Genomic DNA, 19,178 nt, shown 5'->3' with positions numbered 1-19,178 from the left:
GGACGCCACCCCGCGATGCGGCACCTCAGCTAAGTTGAGCGGAACACACTCAACCTTTCGCACGTTGGTCCGGGTGTTGGCCCGGTTCTGATGAGGTGGGGGAATGGACGCTTTCAATCCGACCACGAAGGCACAGCAGGCGATCTCCGCCGCGATCCAGGCGGCGACCGTCGCCGGGAACCCGGACGTGGGCACGGTGCACCTGCTCGGCGCCCTGCTGGCGCAGGCGGACGGCCTGGCCGCGCCGCTGCTGACAGCGGTCGGTGCGGACCCCAGGAAGGTCCGCGACGAGCTGGACAAGCTCGCCACCGGGCTGCCCGCGGCCTCGGGCACGACGGTGAACGCGCCGAACTTCTCCGGCGACGCCGTCCGGTCGATCACCCACGCGCAGCACCTCGCGACCGAGATGGGCGACGAGTACGTCTCCACCGAGCACCTGCTGGTCGGCCTCGCGGCCAAGGGCGGTCAGGTCGGCGAGCTGCTGGTGCGGCACGGCGCCAACGCCGACGCGATCCGCGAGGCCTTCGCCAAGGTGCGCGGCACCTCGCGGATCACCAGCCCCGATCCCGAGGGCACCTTCAAGGCGCTGGAGAAGTACGGCGTCGACCTGACCGAGCGCGCGCGGCGCGGCGAGCTGGACCCGGTGATCGGCCGCGACGCGGAGATCCGCCGCGTGGTCCAGGTGCTGTCCAGGCGCACCAAGAACAACCCGGTGCTGATCGGCGAACCCGGCGTCGGCAAGACCGCGATCGTCGAGGGCCTCGCCCAGCGCGTCGTCGCCGGTGACGTGCCGGAGTCCTTGCGCGGCAAGCGGGTCATCTCGCTGGACATGGGCTCGATGGTGGCCGGGGCGAAGTTCCGCGGCGAGTTCGAGGAGCGGCTCAAGGCCGTGCTCAAGGAGATCACCGACTCGGCGGGCCAGGTGATCACCTTCATCGACGAGCTGCACACGATCGTCGGCGCGGGCGCCTCCGGTGAGGGGGCGATGGACGCGGGCAACATGATCAAGCCGATGCTGGCGCGCGGCGAGCTGCGCATGGTCGGCGCGACCACGCTGGACGAGTACCGCAAGCACATCGAGAAGGACCCCGCGCTGGAGCGGCGCTTCCAGCAGGTGCTGGTCGGCGAGCCCAGCGTGGCCGACGCGGTGGGCATCCTGCGCGGGCTCAAGGAGCGCTACGAGGTCCACCACGGCGTCCGGATCACCGACAGCGCGCTTGTCGCCGCCGCGACGCTGTCCGATCGCTACATCACCGCGCGCTTCCTGCCGGACAAGGCGATCGACCTGGTCGACGAGGCCGCGTCCCGGCTCCGCATGGAGATCGACTCGCGGCCGGTGGAGATCGACGAGGTCGAGCGCTCGGTGCGGCGCTTGGAGATCGAGGAGATGGCACTGTCCAAAGAGGACGACGCCGCCTCGAAGGTCCGGCTGGACGCGCTGCGCGCCGAGCTGGCCGAGCAGCGGGAGGCGCTCGCCGCGCTGACCGCGCGCTGGCAGAACGAGAAGGGCTCCATCGAGCGCGTCCGCGAGCTGAAGGAGCAGCTGGAACAGCTGCGCGGCGAGTCGGAGCGGGCCGAGCGCGACGGCGACCTCGGCAGGGCCGCCGAGCTGCGCTACGGCCGGATTCCCGCGCTGGAGAAGGAACTCGACGCCGCGACCGCGGCCGTGACGGCCCCCGACGCCGACGTGATGCTCAAGGAGGAGGTCACCGCCGACGACGTCGCCGACGTGGTCAGCTCCTGGACCGGCATCCCCGCAGGGCGGCTGCTGGAGGGCGAGACCGCCAAGCTGCTGCGCATGGAGGAGGAGCTCGGAGCGCGGGTGATCGGCCAGGCCGAGGCCGTGCGCGCGGTCTCCGACGCCGTCCGCAGGGCGCGCGCGGGCGTCGCCGACCCCGACCGCCCGACCGGCTCGTTCCTGTTCCTCGGCCCCACCGGCGTCGGCAAGACCGAGCTGGCCAAGGCGCTGGCGGAGTTCCTGTTCGACGACGAGCGGGCGATGATCCGCATCGACATGAGCGAGTACGGCGACAAGCACACGGTCGCGCGGCTCGTCGGCGCTCCGCCCGGCTACGTCGGCTACGACCAGGGCGGTCAGCTGACCGAGGCGGTGCGGCGGCGGCCGTACAGCGTCGTGCTGCTCGACGAGGTGGAGAAGGCCCACCAGGACGTCTTCGACGTGCTGCTCCAGGTGCTCGACGACGGCAGGCTGACCGACGGCCAGGGCCGCACCGTGGACTTCCGGAGCACGATCCTGGTGCTGACCTCCAACCTCGGCTCGCACGCGCTGACCGACATCGCGCTGGACGAGCGGCAGCGCCAGGAGGCGGTGCTCGGCGTGGTGCAGCGGCACTTCAAGCCGGAGTTCCTGAACCGGCTCGACGACGTCGTCGTCTTCCACCAGCTGGCCACCGAGGAGCTGACCTCGATCGTGGACATCCAGGTGGCCAAGCTGGCCAAGCGGCTGGAGCAGCGGCGGCTGCGCCTGGAGGTCACCCCGGCGGCCCGCGACTGGCTCGCGCTGAACGGCTTCGACCCCGTCTACGGGGCCCGGCCGCTGCGCAGACTGGTGCAGTCGAGCATCGGCGACCAGCTCGCCAGGAACCTACTGTCGGGTGATGTTCGCGACGGTGACACCGTGTTCGTCGACGTGACCGACGACAACTCGTCCTTGCAGGTCAACGCGGGGAACCAGCAGGCGTAGCCGGGGTGCGCCCGGTCGGGTGAGATCGTCCACCGACACGTTTTGTGGCCAATTCGACGCCTTCGAGCGGGCCGCGTCCTACGTTGTGGCCGATCTCACCGCTACGCTGCGCAGTGTGGGTTTCCCAGCGTGGATCTGGTTCCTCATCGCCGTCGTCGCGGCGGTCGCGGGTCTCGCGCTGCTCGCCGGAGATCGGGCGCAGCGCACGGCACGCAATCGTGAGCGCCGCAGATGGGCCGCACTGCGCGGCTGGCGCTTCGCCGAGAGCGACAACGCGCTGCTGACCCAGTGGCAGCACGGCGGTCTGGCGTTCTCCAAGTCCGGCAGCGCGACCGACGTGGTGACCGGCTCGATGTTCACCGCGGACGGGCGCAGGCTCGTCCAGGTCATGGACCACGAGCAGGGCAGCAAGGTCACCATGGTGCTGGCCGCGGTGAAGCTGCGCCGCTCCGTGCCGACGGTGCTGGAGCTGTGGGAGCCGAGCGTGCCGTTCGCCCGCGAGCGCGAGGCCGAGCTGGACCTCTACGGCCCGGTCGGCAACCGCTACGGCTTCACCGCCGACATGGCCGTCGCGCACCCGCTGATCACGCCGGAGTTCGTCGAGGCCGTCGACGAGATCGGCGACGACGTGATGGTGGTCTGGCTGGAGGGCACCTGGGTGCTCGCCGCCGCCCCGCCCAACGCCGACCCGGCGCGCCTGGAGCGGCTGCTCTCCGACCTCGGCGAGGTCGCGGACTTCGTGGACCCGTTCGACTCCGACCCGAACACCCACCACGAGGACCCCGAGGTCTACCGCCCCTCGACCACGCACCACCACTCCGAGCACTAGCTCCTCGACGGGCTTTTCCCACGGGGTGGTGTGCGGGCTGTGCACGGGCGTTAACCTGGAGTTATGCCGACTGCGCTGGTCACTGGTCCCACTGCTGGCATCGGAGCCGCCTTCGCCCGACGACTCGCCGCGGAGGGCCACGACCTCGTGCTGGTCGCCCGCAACGGCGAACGCCTGGAAAAGCTGGCCGACGAGCTGCGCGAGCGGCACAGCATCCACGTCGAAGTGCTGGCCGCCGACCTCGCCGACGAGAAGCAGCGCGGCATGGTGGAGCTGCGCCTCGCCGACCCGGACGCCCCGGTGGACCTGCTGGTCAACAACGCGGGTTTCGGTACTGGCAAGGAGTTCTGGGACTCCCCCGTCGAGGAGCTCCAATCGCAGCTGGACGTCAACGTCACGGCCGTGCTCCGGCTGACCCACGCGGTGCTGCCGGTGATGCGCGCCCGCGGTCGCGGAGCGGTGATCAACGTGTCCAGCGTCGCCGGGTTCTTCCCGGAGCGCGGGTCGGCGTACTCGGCGAGCAAGGCGTGGGTCACCACGTTCTCCGAGGGACTCGCCGCCGCGATGGCGGGCACCGGCGTGCGGATCGTGGCGCTGTGCCCGGGATTCACCCACACGGAGTTCCACGAGCGGGCCTCGATCGACATGTCGAAGGCGCCGAACTGGGTGTGGCTGGAAGCCGACCGCGTGGTGCACGAATGCCTGGCCGACCTCCGTCGAGGCAGGGTCATCTCGGTACCCGGCGCGCACTACAAGGCGGCCGTCGGAGTGGGTCGTCTGCTGCCGAGGTCCCTTGTGCGCATGGTGATGAACAGAGCGGGTGTCAGCCGACTGAAGCGGTGAACAACCCACCGATTTCCTGCTTCGGCGGTGTGCACTTCGCCGAAACGTCCTAGGGTGCGCATGATCGGCGTGAGCGGAGGGGCGGCGGTGGACTACGCGGGAGAGATTCGCCGGCAGCCCATCGGCTACTGGATCAAGCGCACCGGCGAGGTGCTCAACAGCACCATCGACAAGCGGCTGCGCGAGGCCGGGGTCAGCAGGCAGCACTGGCTGGTGCTGTGCCTGGTCCGCGAGGCGCCCGCGGGTGCGACCAGGGACCAGCTGCACGCCTCGCTGCGCAGCATCTCCGACCACCACCTCGACGAGATCATCAGCGATCTGTGCGCGCGTGGCTGGCTCGCCCCCGAGGTGGACCCGCGCTCCGGCGTGGTGCGGCAGACGCTGACCGAGATCGGCCGCGCCGGGCAGCTCAAGCTGGCGCTGGTGATCAGCGGCGTGCGCAGGCAGTCGCTGGACGGCATCTCCGAGGACGACTACGCGTTCATGATCGAGTGCCTGAAGAAGATGATCACCAACCTGGGTGTCGAGCCGGGTGAGGGACCCAAGACGGGCGGGCGCTCGAAGCCCGCGCGGACCTGACGTGCGAAGCTCACCACTCGTGACCGTCGAAGTGGACCCCACCGCCAAGGCCGAACTCGCGAAACTCGTGCGTGAGCTGGCCGTCGTGCACGGCAAGGTCGTGCTCTCCTCCGGTGTCGAGGCCGACTACTACGTCGACCTGCGCCGCGCCACGCTGCACCGCGCGGCGGCCCCGCTGATCGGGAAGCTGCTGGGCCAGCTCACCTCGGACTGGGACTTCTCCGCCGTCGGCGGGCTGACCATGGGCGCCGACCCGGTCGCCTGCGCGATGCTGCACGCCGCCGAGCGCGACATGGACGCGTTCGTGGTGCGCAAGGCGTCCAAGGCGCACGGCCTCCAGCGGCTCGTCGAGGGCCCGGACGTGACCGGCCGCCGCGTGCTCGCGGTGGAGGACACCTCGACCACCGGCGGCAGCGTGCTGACCGCCGTGGCGTCGCTGCGCGAGGTCGGCGCCGAGGTGGTCGGCGTCGCGACGGTGGTCGACCGCGACACAGGGGCCAGGGAGGCCATCGAGGCGGAGGGGCTGCCGTACCGGTCGCTGCTCGGCCTCGCCGATCTCGGCCTGTAGCGCCGTGACCGAGGCTGGCCCCACCGAATGGGGCGCGGAGCCGGTCGGCGTCGGCCCGTGGGAGGGCCCGCTCCCCGAGGGCGAGCACTGGGACCCCGAGCTGCTCGCGGAGGGCGACCGCCGCAACGTTGTCGACACCTACCGCTACTGGCGGCGCGAAGCGGTCGTCGCGGACCTGGACACCCGCAGGCACTCCTTCCACGTGGCGATCGAGAACTTCCAGCACGACCACAACATCGGGACCGTGGTGCGCACGGCCAACGCCTTCGCGGCGAAGGCCGTGCACATCGTCGGCAGGAGGCGGTGGAACCGGCGGGGCGCGATGGTCACCGACCGGTACCAGCACGTGCTGCACCACCCCGATGTCAGCGGTCTCGTGGAGTTCTGCCGCGCGGAGGGCCTCGCGCTCGTCGCGGTGGACAACACTCCCGGCTCGGTGCGGTTGGAGCGCGCGCGGTTGCCCGAGCACTGCGTGCTGCTCTTCGGCCAGGAAGGTCCTGGGCTGTCAGAGGAAGCACGCGAGGCGGCGGAGCTGCTGGTGTCCATCGCGCAGTTCGGCTCGACGCGGTCGATCAACGCGGGTGTGGCGGCGGGTGTCGTCATGCACGCGTGGGTCCGGGAGCACGCGGATCTCGACACGGCTTGGTGATATCGCGTGTCGCAACGTGAATCACCCGCGCATCAGGTGGTGCGAGGGGCGACCATGGCGCCGTGACCGGCGACGGGGTGCCCGAGTTGTGGGCCGCGCGGGCGGCGGTGGCGGAGGTCGCCATCGTCGGTCGGCACCTGCGTCAGGTCTGGGGCATGCCCGGCACGCGGCTCGGCATGACGCGGTGGCCCCCGGACGCGGGGCACCGGGTGCACGCGCCCTGGCACTACGGCTGGCAGGCGCAGTTGTTGGACTGCGCTGTGGACGCGGCCCAGCGGACAGACGACACCGCGCGCAAGGCGACCGTGGTGAAGCTCGTACGCGGCATCAAGCTCCGCAACCCGCACGGCTGGTTGACCGATCGGCACGACGAAGTGGCGTTGATGGGGCTCGCGCTGCTGCGTGCGCACGAGCTGACCGCCATGCCCAAGTCCACGGCGCTGACGGCGATCGCGTCGCGGCTGCGCGCGGCGTGGACCGATCACGCGGGCGGTGGTCTGTGGTCAGCGCGCGGTGGCTCGACGAAGGATGCCGTGACGAACGCCGCGTCCGCGATTCTCTTCGTCAGGCTGGCCAAGGAGTTCGGCGAACGAGCTGATCTCCAGCGTGCACGCTCGGCCGTGGAGTGGTTGTCGGAGAGGTTGATCGATCAGGAAACGGGGCTGCTCGCGGAGTCCGTCGATCCGTCGGTGGACGCAGTGTCCGAAGTCACATGCACTCACTCGCAGGGGTTGCTTGTCGGCGCGTGCGTCGAGCTCGTCGGCGCCACCGGGGAGAGCTGTTGGCGCGAGCTGGCCGAGCGCACGATCGCGGCGATCGCCGACCGCATGACGAAGTCCGGAGTGCTTCACGGCAGCGGCGGCTCGGATTCCGGGCTGCACGCGGGAATCTGCGCGAGGCACCTCGCCTCCGCAGCCGTCGCGCTCGACGGTGAAGCGGCGAAAACCGCTGCCAGCATCGTGTATCGCTCCGCCGAGGCCGCTTGGCGGAACAGGGCCGCCGTGCCGGGCGGACCGCTCTTTGGTCCACAGTGGACAGTCCCGGCCGTCGGCAGGCTCGGCACACTGCCCGCGCGCCTCGACGAGCACCTGGAGGGCATCGGCCGCGACTCGCGGTGGGAGTGCGACCTGTCGGTGCAGGTCTCCGGTTGGACCGTCGTGGAGGCGGCCGCACGCCTCGCGCGGCACGGCGTGTCCGAGCGCGAGTTTCGCGCCGCGCGCCGGGGCATCTAGGGTTGCTCCCCGTGCGCGTTCTCGTGATCGGCGCAGGTGCCCGCGAACATGCCCTGCTCCTCGCACTGTCCCGCGACCCGGGCGTGACCGCTCTGGCCTGCGCGCCCGGCAACGCCGGTACCGCTGCGCTGGCAGAGACCTACGGCGTCGACGCTGTCGACCCGGCGGCGGTCACCAGGTTGGCCGAGGAGTGGCGAGCGGACCTGGTGGCGATCGGGCCCGAGGGGCCACTGGTCGCCGGTGTCGGTGACGCCCTGCGCGAGGCGGGGATTGCCTGCTTCGGCCCCAGCAAGGCCGCCGCGCGGATCGAAGGCTCCAAGGCATTTGCCAAGGACGTCATGTCCGCCGCCGGTGTGCCGACCGCCCGCAGCGAGGTCGTGGACAACCCCGCGCGCCTCGATGCGGCGCTCGCTCGCTTCGGCCCGACGTGGGTGGTCAAGGACGACGGTCTGGCCGCGGGCAAGGGCGTCGTGGTGACCTCCGACCTCGACGCGGCGCGGGCGCACGCCATGCGACTGCTCGACGACGGGCACCCGGTCCTCCTTGAGTCCTTTTTGGACGGTCCGGAGGTGTCGCTGTTCTGCCTCGTCGACGGCAGGACCGCGGTGCCGCTGCTGCCCGCGCAGGACTTCAAGCGCGTCGGCGACGGCGACTCCGGTCCGAACACCGGTGGCATGGGCGCCTACTCCCCGCTGCCGTGGGCTCCTGAGGGCCTGGTCGAGGAGATCATGGACCGCGTCGTGCGTCCCGTGGTCGCCGAGCTGGCCGGGCGCGGCACGCCGTTCTCCGGCCTGCTCTACGCCGGGCTCGCGCTGACCAGCGAGGGCGTCCAGGTCGTGGAGTTCAACTGCCGCTTCGGTGATCCCGAGACCCAGGCAGTGCTGGCGCTGCTGCGCACCCCGCTCGCCGGGCTGCTGCTCGCGGTCGCCAACGGCACGCTCGCCGAGCAGCCCGCGCTGGACTGGGCCGAGGGCTCCGCGGTCACCGTCGTGGTCGCGGCGGAGGGCTACCCCGGCCGCCCGCGCACCGGCGACGTGATCACCGGCAGCGAGGTCGACGGAGTGCTGCACGCGGGCACCCGCAGGCGCGACGACGGCGCTGTGATCTCCGCGGGCGGGCGCGTGCTGTCGGTCGTGGGGGTCGGCGACGACCTCGACGCGGCCCGCGAGGACGCCTACCGCAAGATCGCCAGGGTGCACCTCACCGGCTCGCACCACCGCACCGACATCGCGCTGCGCGCCGCCCAGGGCCAGGTAGCCGTCCACTGACCGCGCCGCTTGCGCGCTGAATGACTCATTGAGGTACTTGAGCGTCCTGAATGAGTCATTGAGGGCGCTCAACTCCCCGAATGAGTCATTCAGGGCTCGCGCGCTCGGCGTGTGGGGGCGGGCGTTGCGCTCTACGGTTTCGGAGTGGCGGAGCAGCAGCGGGAGAACGGCGGCGGCGAGAGCACCTTCACCGTGCTCGTCGCGCTGGCGGTGAACTTCGCGATCGGCGTGATGAAGGCGTTCGCGGGCGTGGTGACCGGATCGGCGGCGTTGCTGGCCGAGGCGGCGCACTCGGTCGCCGACACGTTCACGGAAGGCCTGCTGCTGACCGCGTTGCGGCGGTCGGGGCGGCCGGCTGACCGGAGGCATCCGTTCGGCTACGGCAAGGAGCGGTACTTCTGGTCGCTGCTCGCCGCAGTGTCGATCTTCGTGTCGGGCGCGCTGTTCGCGTTCATCGAGGGCTTCGAAACCCTGGCGGGCGAGAGCACCGAGCAGACCAGTGCGTGGGTCGGCTACCTCGTGCTGGGCTTGGCGTTCGCGATGGAGCTGGTGTCGTGGACGCAGGCCGTGCGTCAGGTCCGCAAGGACGCCAAGGAGGACGAGCGGTCCTTCACCGAGTACCTGAGGGTCTCCGACGACCCGACCGTCAAAACGGTGTTCCTGGAGGACACAGCCGCGCTCATCGGCCTGCTGATCGCCTTCGCCGGAGTCGGGCTGCACGACATCACCGGCTCCTCGGTGTGGGACGGCGTGGCCTCGCTGCTGATCGGTGTGCTGCTCGTGGTGGTCGCCTACATCCTGGGGCGCAGCAACAAGGCGCTGCTGATCGGGCGCCAGGCGGACGTGCGGCTCGTGCGCGAGGTGCACAACCGCCTGCTGGCCCAGCCGGAGGTGGAGGCCGTCGTGGACCTGCTCACCATGCTCACGGGCACCGACCAGGTGCTGGTGTGCGCCAGGGTGGACTTCGAGGACACGCTGACCGCGGCCGAGCTGGAGCGGGCCTGCGTGCGCATCGACGCGGAGCTGCGCGCGGAGTTCGCCGAGCTGGACGAGATCTTCCTGGAGCCGGTGCCGAGGACCGATCCGGAGCTCAGGGCGCGGGTTCTGGCCCGCTACGGCGATCTTGCCCGCCGCTTCGACAGTGGCTGAGCCTGCGGCCTGAGACCAGCAGCAGCGCGCCGACCAGGACCATGCCGATTCCCAGCACTGGCAACGGTTCCAGCTCGACACCGGCCGAGGCGAGCACGTCCGGCTGAGCGCTCGGCTGCGGCGCGACGGTCTCCACCTGCTGCCGGTGCACGATCCCCTTGGTGTCGTAGGTCGCGCGAACCGAGTTCTGCTGCGGATCCACCGCCGTCACCGTGACCGTGCCCGGCGGGCTGTAGTCCTCGACGACCGCGGTGCAGGTGTAGGTGCGCTCGGCCCTGGGCGGCAGCGGCTCGGGGAAACTGTTGCCGCACACCGCGTCCTCGTCGTCGTCGATCGAGACGTCGACGAGCGGGACGTCACCGGTGTTGCGGACGGTCACGGTGAACGTGGCCATCTCGCCCGGCACCGCGGGGCTGATCTCCTTGACCACTTCCAGAGCCGACGCGAGCGGCGCTTCCGGTTCGCTGCGGGGAAACGGGACGAGCACGCCGTCCAGTCTGGACCCGCCCGCGATCATCACCCTGTTCGGGGGCGGCTCACCTGCGCGTGTCGACCCGGTGGAAGTTCAGGTGCGCCCTGGACTGCGTCGGCCCGCGCTGCCCCTGGTACCGCGAGCCCGTCGCGCCGGAGCCGTACGGGTTCTCCGCGGGGCTGCTCAGCCGGAACAGGCACAGCTGACCGATCTTCATCCCCGGCCACAACGTGATCGGCAGGTTCGCCACGTTGGACAGTTCGAGGGTGATGTGACCGGTGAAGCCCGGGTCGATGAACCCGGCGGTGGAGTGGGTCAGCAGCCCGAGCCGCCCGAGCGAGGACTTGCCCTCAAGACGGCCTGCGAGGTCGTCCGGCAGCGTCACCAGCTCGAAGGTGGAGCCCAGCACGAACTCGCCAGGGTGCAGCACGAACGGCTCGGCCTCATCGGACTTCTCCACCAGCGAGGTCAGCTCGTCCTGCTGGAGCGCCGGGTCGATGTGGGTGTACTTCGTGTTGTCGAAGACCCTGAAGAACCGGTCCAGGCGCACGTCGATGCTGGACGGCTGGATCATGTCGGCGTCGAAGGGGTCGAGCCCGAGGCGGCCAGCCTCGACTTCCTTGCGCAGGTCCCGGTCACTGAGGAGCACGGCGCCAGCCTAGCCGGGCCCGGACTCCCGTCCTCGCCCCCGCCTGTGTATGCTCGTGATCGCAACTGCGGGTGTAGTTCAATGGTAGAACGACAGCTTCCCAAGCTGTAGGCGCGGGTTCGATTCCCGTCACCCGCTCGTAAGACGAAGGCCCAGGTCACAGCACCTGGGCCTTCGTCGTTTCCAGCTCTCGGACGCCCTTGCGGTTGACGGCCGAACGCAGCATTCCAATACGGCATTCACAGTCAATTCTTCGGGATTTGCACAGTGCGGCATTAACGAAACTGATGCAGGTCCACGACTTCTGACTCTTCTTCACATACCGGACTGAGACTTACCTTCCTGACAAGACGTCCCTGCGTCCTACGAACATCCCTGCGTCAAAAGGACACGTCGATGAGAAGGTTCGTTCTCGCAGCCCTGCCCGTCTTGGTCGCCTCCGTTCTCTGGGCCGCTGACGCCCCCGTTGCCCAGTCCTCGCCACAGCAACTGCACGCCCAGGTCGCCGCCGGGGAACAGCCGCCGGCCGAACTGGACTCCGAGCCGGTCGTGAAGCTCGCGCCCGACGCCGCGCCGGTGGCGTGGACCATGACCTCCAGCTGTTCGCAGTGGGCCAGCGTGATCCGCCAGGGCGCCAACTACTGGGGCGGCGGCAGGCTGGTGGAGCGCGCGGGCGGCGTTCCGGTCCGCTGTCAGACCAGCTACATCACCAACTGCGGCGTCGCGCGCGCGGTCGGCTGCAACTACGGCGGTTCGGCGATCGCGCTCATGCCGAACGGCACCAGGAGCCCCGGAGTGCTCGCGGCGCACGAGTTCGGCCACTTCTGGTACGGCCACAGCTCGGGCTGTGCGAGTTGGAACAATGTCATGGGAACGCCGATGTGCAATTGATCCCGACTGAGCGGAAACACGCTCCCAGGAAATGATCAACTAAATGGCGACGGCCCCCGAAAGATCAATTCGGGGGCCGTCGCCACGGGAACTAGTGACGGGCGGGCGGAGCCGGGAAGAAACCGGAGTGCTGGGCCCTGGGCGCGGTCCGAGGGGGCATGCGGGGCACGGGGCGGAGGCGCTCGGTCGGCATCACGCCGCTCCACCGGACCTCCAACAGGTCCAGGAACGCGTCCACCTCGCCGTTGTCGTAGCCGCCGTGGCCGGGCGCCGGGGAGTGGAAGCGGACGCGCTGCACGTCCTTGAGCGAGATCTGGTCCTCACCCTGCAACGTCGCCTCGACGCGGTCGAGGAACTGGTCCACCTCGATCTCGTCGTAGCCGACCTCGCCGGGGCGCGGGCGGTGGAAGGCGACCTTGCGAACGTCCTCGGCGGTCAGCATCGGCATCGGCTTGGGCTTGCTGCGCGGCGGCAGCTGGGTCAGCGACAGCGCGAGCCGGTCCAGCAGCGCGTCAACGCCGTCCGCGTCGTAGCCGGGCTTGCCGCGCCGGGGCGGGGTGAAGCGGATGTCGGCGACCTGCTGCGGGGTGATGGAGTCCTTGCCGCGCATGGTCGCCTCGACGCGGGCCAGGAACGCGTCGACCTGCTTCTCGTCGTAGCCCCTGCCACCGGGCACCGGCGGGCGGAAGGCCTGCTCGCGGATCCGGTCGCGGACCGGAGGCGCCTTGCGCTCGGTGATCTCCGTGGGGCGGTCGGCCAGCTCGTCGTCGTCCATCTGCTGCGCCACGCGCGCGAGGAAGGCGTCCACCTCGTCCTCGTCGTAGGCATCGCCCCTGCGCTTGGCGGCCTTGAAGCGGGCCGCGCGGATCTTCGCCGAGGTCAGCGTGTCCTCGCCGCGCAGTGACGCCTCGATCCGGTCGAGGAAGGCGTCGACCTCCTCGTCGTCGTAACCGGCCTTGCCCCGCCCGGGCTTCTTGAAGACGACCTTGCCGATGTCGGCGGCGCGGATGCGGGGCGCCGAGGGCTGCGAGCTCGGGGCGTCGTCGTCTTCGGCGCGCGCCTTGAGCGTCGTGACCGCGCGGTCGAGGAAGTCGTCCACCTCGTCCTCGTCGTAGCCGCGGCGGCGCCACTTGGCGGGCGGGAAGCGGATCTCCAGAACGTCCTTCGGGGTGAGCTTGTCCTCCCCGCGCAGCGTCGCCTCGACCCGGTCCAGGAAGGCGTCGACCGCGTCGTCGGAATAGCCCCGCTCCCCGCGCGGCGGTTTGGCGAACGCCGCGGTACGGATCTCTTCCGGGGTGAGTGTCATGACTGCCGCCGCCTCATGCTCTGTCCTGCCCCGACTACCCGCCGTCAACACGTCGAGCCACACTTTGCCCAATCGGGCGATGCACATCAAGGCTTGTCAGGCGGCAAATGCTTGATGTGGGCGGTTTACCTGACAGCCGTCAGGTAGGCGCGTAAGCTACCTAACCGATGTCAGGTAACGCGGGGTCCACCCCGAGGAAACGGCTCCGGCCGGACGACCGGCGCGCGCTCATCGTGAGCGCCGCGACGGAGGTCTTCGCCGTCAACGGCTACGACAAGGCGTCCATGCGCGCGGTGGCGAAGGCCGCCGGGATCAGCACTCCGGTGCTCTACGACCACTTCCCGTCGAAGGCCGGGCTCTACGCGCACCTGCTCGACACGCAGGCGACCGCGTTCATCGAGCACTGGTCAGATCAGGAACCGGCAGAGACGCCGGAACAGCTGGTCACGCGGTCGCTCGACTCGATCTTCGCGTGGATCGAGGACAACGAGCACGCGTGGCGAATGATCTTCCTCGACTCCCCCGGCGACGCCGAGGTGGCCGAGGCGCACCAGCGCGGGCAGGAGCTGGCCAGCCAGCGGCTCGCGGGGTTGTTCCACCGCATCCCCGAGCTGTCCCTGTCCGTGGAGCTGGAGCGCGAGCGCGCCGACGAGCTGCTGGCCGAGACCTCCAAGTGGACGGTCAACGCGCTCGCGGCCTGGTGGTGGCGCAACCGAGATGTGAACCGAGAGCAGATCGTGCTGCTCGCCCGCGACCTGCTGTGGCGCGGATTGGCGTCGACGACGAGGAGTAGGACGACATGAGCCTGGATGTGGCGAGAACCACCACCGAGACCTTCCGGCGCGCGACCGAGAACGGCGACGTCGAGCTGGCGGTGTCGATGATGTCCGAGGACGTGGTGCTGCGGTCTCCGCTCACCGATCGCGGCCGCTTCACCGGCAAGGCGGACGTGCGCGCGGTGTTCGAGGCGGCGATGGGCAGCTTCAAGGACATCCGCTTCCACACCGACCTCGGCGATGACCGCAAGCGCGCGCTGTTCTACCGGGGGCGCGTCGGCCGCACGGCGATCGAGGAGTGCTCGCTGGTGCGGCTGGACGAGGAGGGCCGCATCGTCGAGCTGACGATGTGGATCAGGCCGCTGCCCGGGATCGTCGCCGTGATGGGCGCGCTCGGGCCGAAGATCGCGCGGGGCTTCGGCAAGCCGAGGATGGCCGTGCTGCTGTCCGTGCTGATCAAGCCGCTTCAGCTGATGGTGGGCTCCGGCGACAAGCTGGCCGCGCGGGTGCTCAAGCGCTGATCAGCGCGAACCAGCGTGCTGGAACTCCACGCAGGCCACGATGTCGGCCGGGGTGAGCTGCGGGTGCCGCGCGATGATCTCCTGCTCGCTGAGGCCCTCGCAGACCAGCGCGACGATCGACGACACCGAGATGGTCGTGCCGGTCACCACCGGAACGCCCTGGAGCACGTCGGGGTCCATTGAGATCTCGGAAAGAGCCACGGCTCCATCATCGTCCATCGCCGCCGGTCAAGACAAACAGCCCCGGAGCCCGGGGCTGTTCGACTTGACTACGGATCACGAGGTCTTGACAGGCACCTCGTCGGTGGAGAGCGAGTCGATCAGCTCGTCGCGGCGGGCGGTGCGCTCCGGGCGGAGCAGGCCGACCACCACGTACAGGACCAGCGAGGTGAGCAGCGGGAAGGCGACCAGCGCCTCCTTGTCGATCGAGACGCCGCTCTGCTGGCTGATGTAGAGGAAGGCCCAGACACCGAGGCCCGCCACCACCGAGGTGATCGCCGCGCTCGGCCCCATCCTGCGGAACCACGGGAGCAGGCCGAGCATCAGCGGCACCGCGATCGGGCCCATGGTCGCGGCGACAAGGTCGACCACGATCTTGAGCACCCAGCCCTGACCGCCGGAGGTGACGGCGATCAGCATGCTGGCCCCGATGAACAGGAACGTGGTGACCCGCGCGAGCTGGAGCTGCCGCTCGGCGGTCAGGTCCCGCACGCCCTTCCACAGGTGCGGCAGCATGTCCCTGGTGATCACCGCGGAGATCACGTTGGCGTCGGAGGACACCATCGCCATGGTGTGCGAGAAGAACCCCGCGAGCACCAGGCCGATCATCCCGGCGGGCAGCATGATCTTGCCGAGCTCGATGTAGGCGTCCTCCGCCGCCGCCAGTCCGGGCACGATCAGCGGGGCGGCCCACATCGGGAAGAACAGGATCAGCGGCCACACCAGCCACAGCGCGCTGGACAGCAGCGCGGAGCGCTTGGCGGCGGCCCCGTCCGGCGCGGCCATGTAGCGCTGCGCCAGGTTCCACATGCCGCCGTTGTACTCCAGCGTCTTGATGATGAACAGCGCCATGAAGAACGTCGCCGTGTAGGGCTCGCGCAGCGGTTCGCTGTTCGCGGCGGGCAGTTGCCCCCAGATCTCCCACATGAACTGGATGCCGCCGAAGTGCGAGGCGACCGCGACGAACATGACGATGCCCGCGGCGGCCTGGATGATGAACTGGCCGAAGTCGGTGAGCGCGTCGGCCCACAGGCCGCCCATCACCGAGTAGACCATCGTCACCACTCCGACGATCACGATTCCCCACGTGATCGGCACGCCCGCGAAACCACGCAGCAGCACCGCGACCGCCGCCCACTTCGCCGCGATGTCCACGACCTTGAGCAGGGTTCCCGCCCACGCCATCACCTGCTGGGTCGGCAGGTTGTAGCGGTTCGCCAGGTACTCCAGCGGTGAGGCGACGCCGTGCTTGGCGCGCAGGCGGTTCCACCGCGCGGAGAACAGGAAGGCACCGATGCCGATGCCGACTCCGATGGTCAGCGCCCACCAGACGTAGACGGTGAGCCCGAGCCGGTACGCCTCGCTGGCGAAGGCCACGAACATCACGGCGCTGTAGCCCGACATGTGGTGCGAGATACCGGAGAGCCACCACGGCATCCGCCCGCCAGCGGTGAAGAAGTCCAGCACGTTCTTGATGCGCGTGCGGGACCACCAGCCGATGCCGACCATCACGAAGAAGTACCCGCCGACCACGATCCAGTCGAGGGTCCCCATGAGACCTCCCAGGGTTGTGCGCGAAGCCTGCGCACCGCGAGGGCACCGGGGGTCGTTCGGCGACGACGGGAGCTGGCGGACTCCCTTGCCCCTCGGCACCCGCACGGGATTGCTGAGTGGCTTACGTCATACGGCTGGGACGGCGGTTAACGGAATGGTTACGAGCGAACCGAGTCACACTCGTGATTGTTGTTCACGTACATGACTCACGCCGCCCTCGGCGAAGTCGCCGATGTGCTTGCGCAGCCGGTCGCGACCGTCCTCGGTGTCGATGCCCTCGCCCAGCACGAGCCGGGCCACCTGCGGCACGACCACCGACCACGAGCAGATCGCCATGAACATGAACAGGAACGGCGCGGCGTCCTCGGCGGTCTCCAGCCCGAGCGCCTCGGCCATCGCCTGGTTCTTGCGCACGTAGTGCTCGACGCGGCTGCGCCGGTTGGGGCAGGAGCCCCCGCCCTGCATGCCCTCCCAGACCAGCAGTCGCACCAGGTCCGGCTGCTGCTGGTGGAAGTCGTGCACGCGCCGCACGTAGGCCGCGATGTCCTTGCCGGGCGCGCCGACGAACTCCATGACCTCCTCGACCACCTCGTCCAGCACGGCGTCGAAGAGCTTGTCCTTGCTGCCGAAGTAGCCGTAGATGCGTTCCTTGCTCACCCCCGCGCGCTCGGCGATCCGGTCGACGCGCGCACCCGCAGCGCCGTGAGCTGCGAATTCGACGCGCGCGGCGGCGAGGAGGCTGGCTTTGGTCGCGCTGGGGTCCCTCGACATGCTCCAACGCTACCAACTGGTTGGTTGACTACCAACCAGTTGGTTGGCTAGCGTTCCCCGCATGCACTCGTCCCCTGCGCTCGTCGATCAGCGGACCCACGCCCCGCTCGGCCCGACCATCACGGCCCTGGGCGTGGCCGCCGTGCTCGTGGTGAGCCAGCTCTACGGCTCCATTCCCCTCGCTCCCCTGGCAGCTCGCGAATTCGGCGTCGCCGAGGCCGCGCTCGCCTGGTCCTCCACCGGCTTCGGCCTGGCCTACGCCTTCGGATTCCTTTTCCTGGGGCCGCTTTCCGACCGCTTCGGCCCCGGCCGCGTGATGGTCATCGGGCTCGCCGCGGCCGCCGTGACCACCGCCGCCGTCGCCGTCGCGCCCGGCGTCAGCGCGCTCGTCGTGCTGCGCGTGCTCCAGGGCTTCGTGGCGGCGGCCTTCGCTCCCGCCGCGATGGCCTACGTCGTCGACCAGATCGATCCACGGCGCCGCGCCATCGCCTTCACCATCCTGACCAGCGCTTTCGTATCGTCTGCGGTGATCGGCCAGGTGGGCGCGCAGTTGCTCGGCGACCTCGCAGGCTGGCGGGCGGTGTTCGTGATCAGCGGGATCGGCCTGCTGGCGTGCGCCGTGTGGCAGAAGTTCGCGCTGCGCCCGGACCTCGACGACCGGCCCACCGTGAGCGTGGCGCCGTGGCGCGTCATGCTCGACCTGTTGCGCAACAAGCGTTTGGTGCTGTTGTACGCGGCCGCTTCGACCCTGCTGGCCGCGTTCGTGGGCGCTTACTCCGGCATCCAGATCACCGGGCTCGCCGACCACGATGGGCTGTTGTGGTTGCGCGCCAGCGCTTTGCCCGCGATGGTGCTGACCGGTGTCGCCGCAGGGCTGGTCACCCGAATTTCGGCTCCGCGCCGAACCGTTGTGGCCCTTGGGTTTTCGGCCGTCGGCGCGGCGATCACCGCGGCATCGGGTGGCAGCCTGGTGCTGATCGGCGCCGGCATGTTCCTGTTCTCCGCCTGCGTGGTGGCCGCCGGCCCGGCCATCGTGGAGTCGATCAGCGACAACGCGGGCGCTGCGCGCGCGACGGCCGTCTCCATCTACTCGTTCGTGCTCTTCATGGGCGCGAGCCTCGGCCCTCAACTCGCCGTTGCCTTGCACGGCGCGGGTTTCGCGGTCATCGCGCTCGCCGCCACCGCCCTGCTCGCCATCGGCACCGTGCTCGCCCGCTTGGCCCGCTAGCGCCCCTGAGGCCGACGTGGTGCTGGACCGCGAAAGCCTCGTTTGGTGCGTTGAGCGCGCTGAACGGGTCGTTTGGTGCGTTGGGAACCCCGAACGGGTCGTTTAGTGCGCTAGAAGCCCTGAACGGGTCGTTTGGTGCGTTGAGCGCACTGAACGGGTCGTTCAGGGCTTAAGCGTGTTGTGGGCGTGGGGCAATGCGGGGGCGTGAGGGGGCGCACAGTCGGCGGGCGTGGTGGCGCGCGGGGCGCAGACTGGGCGCATGGAGGCTCTGACCTGGCCGTTCGTCGTCACCGTGCTCGCGGTCGTGATCGCGCCGGGGCCGTCCCTCGCGGTGATCATCGACCAGTCGCTGCGCGCGGGGCGGATCGCGGGATTGGCGACGGTGCTGGGTAACACGAGCGGGCTGGTGTTCTGGGCGTTCGCGTCCGCCTTCGGGCTCACGGCGCTCGTGCGCACCTCGGAGATCGCCTTCGTGGTGCTCAAGGTCGTCGGCGCGATCTACCTGGTGTGGCTCGGAGTTCAGGCACTCCTGCGCTCGCGGCGGCGACGCGAAGATGCGGAGGGGCGGGCGGTGCAGCGCGGCCTGTTCGCGTCGTACCGGGCCGGGCTCGTGGCGAACCTGGCCAACCCGAAGGCGGCTGTGCTCTACCTCGCACTGCTCCCCCAGTTCATCCCGGTCGGCGGAGACGTGCTGACCGGGACGGCCGTGCTCGCGGCGGCGCAGATGGCGATCAGCGCGTCCTGGTACACGCTGGTCGTGCTGGCCGTCGGAGCGGTGCGGCGGTTCCTCGCCCGGCCCGGTGTGCGCGCACGAGTGGACCAGCTCAGCGGCTTGGTGCTGGTCGGGATGGGTGTCCGCATGGTGACGCTCGGTCGAACCGCGGCCTGAGTTCACCCGCTTGTGACATCAGTTCCCTTGGCCTTCGCTTGCTAGCGGTTACCAACGGGTAATATCCTGTTGTTACCGGCT

Annotated in this window: 20 protein-coding genes and 1 tRNA gene; 15 read left to right on the top strand and 6 right to left on the bottom strand. The window is 69.9% G+C overall.

The window, feature by feature from the left end:
* Positions 1 to 103 precede the first annotated feature (103 nt).
* From clpB to ABD798_RS09525, 9 genes are all read left to right on the top strand, one after another.
* The gene (clpB, locus tag ABD798_RS09565) at positions 104 to 2,704 is read left to right on the top strand and encodes an ATP-dependent chaperone ClpB (protein ID WP_344872782.1); all 2,601 of its coding nucleotides are present in this window, start codon (positions 104 to 106) and stop codon (positions 2,702 to 2,704) included.
* Positions 2,705 to 2,819: 115 nt separating this feature from the next.
* Positions 2,820 to 3,533, top strand: a complete 714-nt coding sequence (locus ABD798_RS09560; RefSeq protein WP_344872780.1) for a type III secretion system chaperone family protein — start codon at positions 2,820 to 2,822, stop codon at positions 3,531 to 3,533.
* 63 nt (positions 3,534 to 3,596) lie between these two features.
* A complete protein-coding gene (locus ABD798_RS09555; RefSeq protein ID WP_344872778.1) occupies positions 3,597 to 4,376 on the top strand; it encodes an SDR family NAD(P)-dependent oxidoreductase in 780 nt (259 codons plus the stop codon).
* A gap of 60 nt (positions 4,377 to 4,436) precedes the next feature.
* Positions 4,437 to 4,955, top strand: coding sequence for a MarR family winged helix-turn-helix transcriptional regulator (locus ABD798_RS09550; RefSeq protein ID WP_344872776.1), 519 nt, complete (start codon positions 4,437 to 4,439; stop codon positions 4,953 to 4,955).
* Between the two features lie 19 nt (positions 4,956 to 4,974).
* The gene (gene pyrE / locus ABD798_RS09545) at positions 4,975 to 5,523 is read left to right on the top strand and encodes an orotate phosphoribosyltransferase (protein ID WP_246843412.1); all 549 of its coding nucleotides are present in this window, start codon (positions 4,975 to 4,977) and stop codon (positions 5,521 to 5,523) included.
* A gap of 4 nt (positions 5,524 to 5,527) precedes the next feature.
* Complete coding sequence (locus ABD798_RS09540; protein WP_344872772.1) at positions 5,528 to 6,172, top strand: TrmH family RNA methyltransferase; 645 nt, start codon at positions 5,528 to 5,530, stop codon at positions 6,170 to 6,172.
* A gap of 62 nt (positions 6,173 to 6,234) precedes the next feature.
* Positions 6,235 to 7,404 carry a glycoside hydrolase family 76 protein gene (locus tag ABD798_RS09535; protein WP_344872770.1) on the top strand — a complete coding sequence of 390 codons (1,170 nt, stop codon included), beginning with the start codon at positions 6,235 to 6,237 and terminating at the stop codon, positions 7,402 to 7,404.
* A gap of 11 nt (positions 7,405 to 7,415) precedes the next feature.
* Positions 7,416 to 8,672 (top strand): phosphoribosylamine--glycine ligase, encoded by a 1,257-nt coding sequence (gene purD / locus ABD798_RS09530; protein ID WP_344872768.1) that lies wholly within the window; start codon positions 7,416 to 7,418, stop codon positions 8,670 to 8,672.
* Between the two features lie 144 nt (positions 8,673 to 8,816).
* A complete protein-coding gene (locus tag ABD798_RS09525) occupies positions 8,817 to 9,821 on the top strand; it encodes a cation diffusion facilitator family transporter (protein WP_344872766.1) in 1,005 nt (334 codons plus the stop codon).
* Here ABD798_RS09525 and ABD798_RS09520 read toward each other — a convergent pair.
* Complete coding sequence (locus ABD798_RS09520; RefSeq protein WP_344872764.1) at positions 9,763 to 10,308, bottom strand: DUF7507 domain-containing protein; 546 nt, start codon at positions 10,306 to 10,308, stop codon at positions 9,763 to 9,765. The genes ABD798_RS09525 and ABD798_RS09520 overlap by 59 nt on opposite strands.
* 49 nt (positions 10,309 to 10,357) lie before the next feature.
* Positions 10,358 to 10,942 carry a dCTP deaminase gene (gene dcd / locus ABD798_RS09515; RefSeq protein WP_344872762.1) on the bottom strand — a complete coding sequence of 195 codons (585 nt, stop codon included), beginning with the start codon at positions 10,940 to 10,942 and terminating at the stop codon, positions 10,358 to 10,360.
* 67 nt (positions 10,943 to 11,009) lie between these two features.
* Here dcd and ABD798_RS09510 point away from each other — a divergent pair.
* Together ABD798_RS09510 and ABD798_RS09505 are read left to right on the top strand one after the other, a co-directional pair.
* Positions 11,010 to 11,080: transfer RNA gene (locus ABD798_RS09510), tRNA-Gly, on the top strand.
* Positions 11,081 to 11,338: 258 nt separating this feature from the next.
* Entirely contained in the window at positions 11,339 to 11,833 is a 495-nt protein-coding gene (locus ABD798_RS09505; RefSeq protein WP_344872759.1) for a hypothetical protein, read from the top strand.
* Positions 11,834 to 11,924: 91 nt separating this feature from the next.
* Here ABD798_RS09505 and ABD798_RS09500 read toward each other — a convergent pair whose 3' ends face one another.
* Positions 11,925 to 13,139, bottom strand: a complete 1,215-nt coding sequence (locus ABD798_RS09500; protein ID WP_344872757.1) for a DivIVA domain-containing protein — start codon at positions 13,137 to 13,139, stop codon at positions 11,925 to 11,927.
* Positions 13,140 to 13,306: 167 nt separating this feature from the next.
* Between ABD798_RS09500 and ABD798_RS09495 the strand changes: the two genes are divergently transcribed.
* Complete coding sequence (locus ABD798_RS09495) at positions 13,307 to 13,942, top strand: TetR/AcrR family transcriptional regulator (RefSeq protein ID WP_344872755.1); 636 nt, start codon at positions 13,307 to 13,309, stop codon at positions 13,940 to 13,942.
* On the top strand, positions 13,939 to 14,436 hold the full coding sequence (locus ABD798_RS09490; RefSeq protein ID WP_344872753.1) for a nuclear transport factor 2 family protein: 498 nt from the start codon (positions 13,939 to 13,941) through the stop codon (positions 14,434 to 14,436). Before ABD798_RS09495 ends, ABD798_RS09490 begins: the two co-directional genes overlap by 4 nt.
* On the opposite strand, the gene ABD798_RS09485 is transcribed toward ABD798_RS09490, so the two are convergent.
* The 3 genes from ABD798_RS09485 to ABD798_RS09475 all read right to left on the bottom strand — a co-directional run bounded on the left by ABD798_RS09485 (position 14,437) and on the right by ABD798_RS09475 (position 16,980).
* The gene (locus ABD798_RS09485) at positions 14,437 to 14,637 is read right to left on the bottom strand and encodes a DUF433 domain-containing protein (protein WP_344872750.1); all 201 of its coding nucleotides are present in this window, start codon (positions 14,635 to 14,637) and stop codon (positions 14,437 to 14,439) included.
* Between the two features lie 75 nt (positions 14,638 to 14,712).
* A complete protein-coding gene (locus ABD798_RS09480) occupies positions 14,713 to 16,209 on the bottom strand; it encodes a sodium:solute symporter family protein (RefSeq protein ID WP_344872748.1) in 1,497 nt (498 codons plus the stop codon).
* A 174-nt stretch (positions 16,210 to 16,383) separates the two neighbouring features.
* Complete coding sequence (locus tag ABD798_RS09475; RefSeq protein WP_344872746.1) at positions 16,384 to 16,980, bottom strand: TetR/AcrR family transcriptional regulator; 597 nt, start codon at positions 16,978 to 16,980, stop codon at positions 16,384 to 16,386.
* A 61-nt stretch (positions 16,981 to 17,041) separates the two neighbouring features.
* On the opposite strand from ABD798_RS09475, the gene ABD798_RS09470 reads away from it, so the two are divergent.
* Positions 17,042 to 18,208: an MFS transporter gene (locus tag ABD798_RS09470; protein WP_344872744.1), complete on the top strand. Its 1,167-nt coding sequence runs from the start codon at positions 17,042 to 17,044 to the stop codon at positions 18,206 to 18,208.
* 259 nt (positions 18,209 to 18,467) lie between these two features.
* Positions 18,468 to 19,097 (top strand): LysE family translocator, encoded by a 630-nt coding sequence (locus tag ABD798_RS09465; RefSeq protein ID WP_344872742.1) that lies wholly within the window; start codon positions 18,468 to 18,470, stop codon positions 19,095 to 19,097.
* Positions 19,098 to 19,178 lie beyond the last annotated feature (81 nt).

This window comes from Allokutzneria multivorans (assembly GCF_039537405.1).
GTDB classification, from domain to species: Bacteria; Actinomycetota; Actinomycetes; order Mycobacteriales; family Pseudonocardiaceae; genus Allokutzneria; species Allokutzneria multivorans.
Note: the sequence above shows the minus strand (reverse complement) of the source record. Positions and strands in the feature narration are given on the sequence as shown.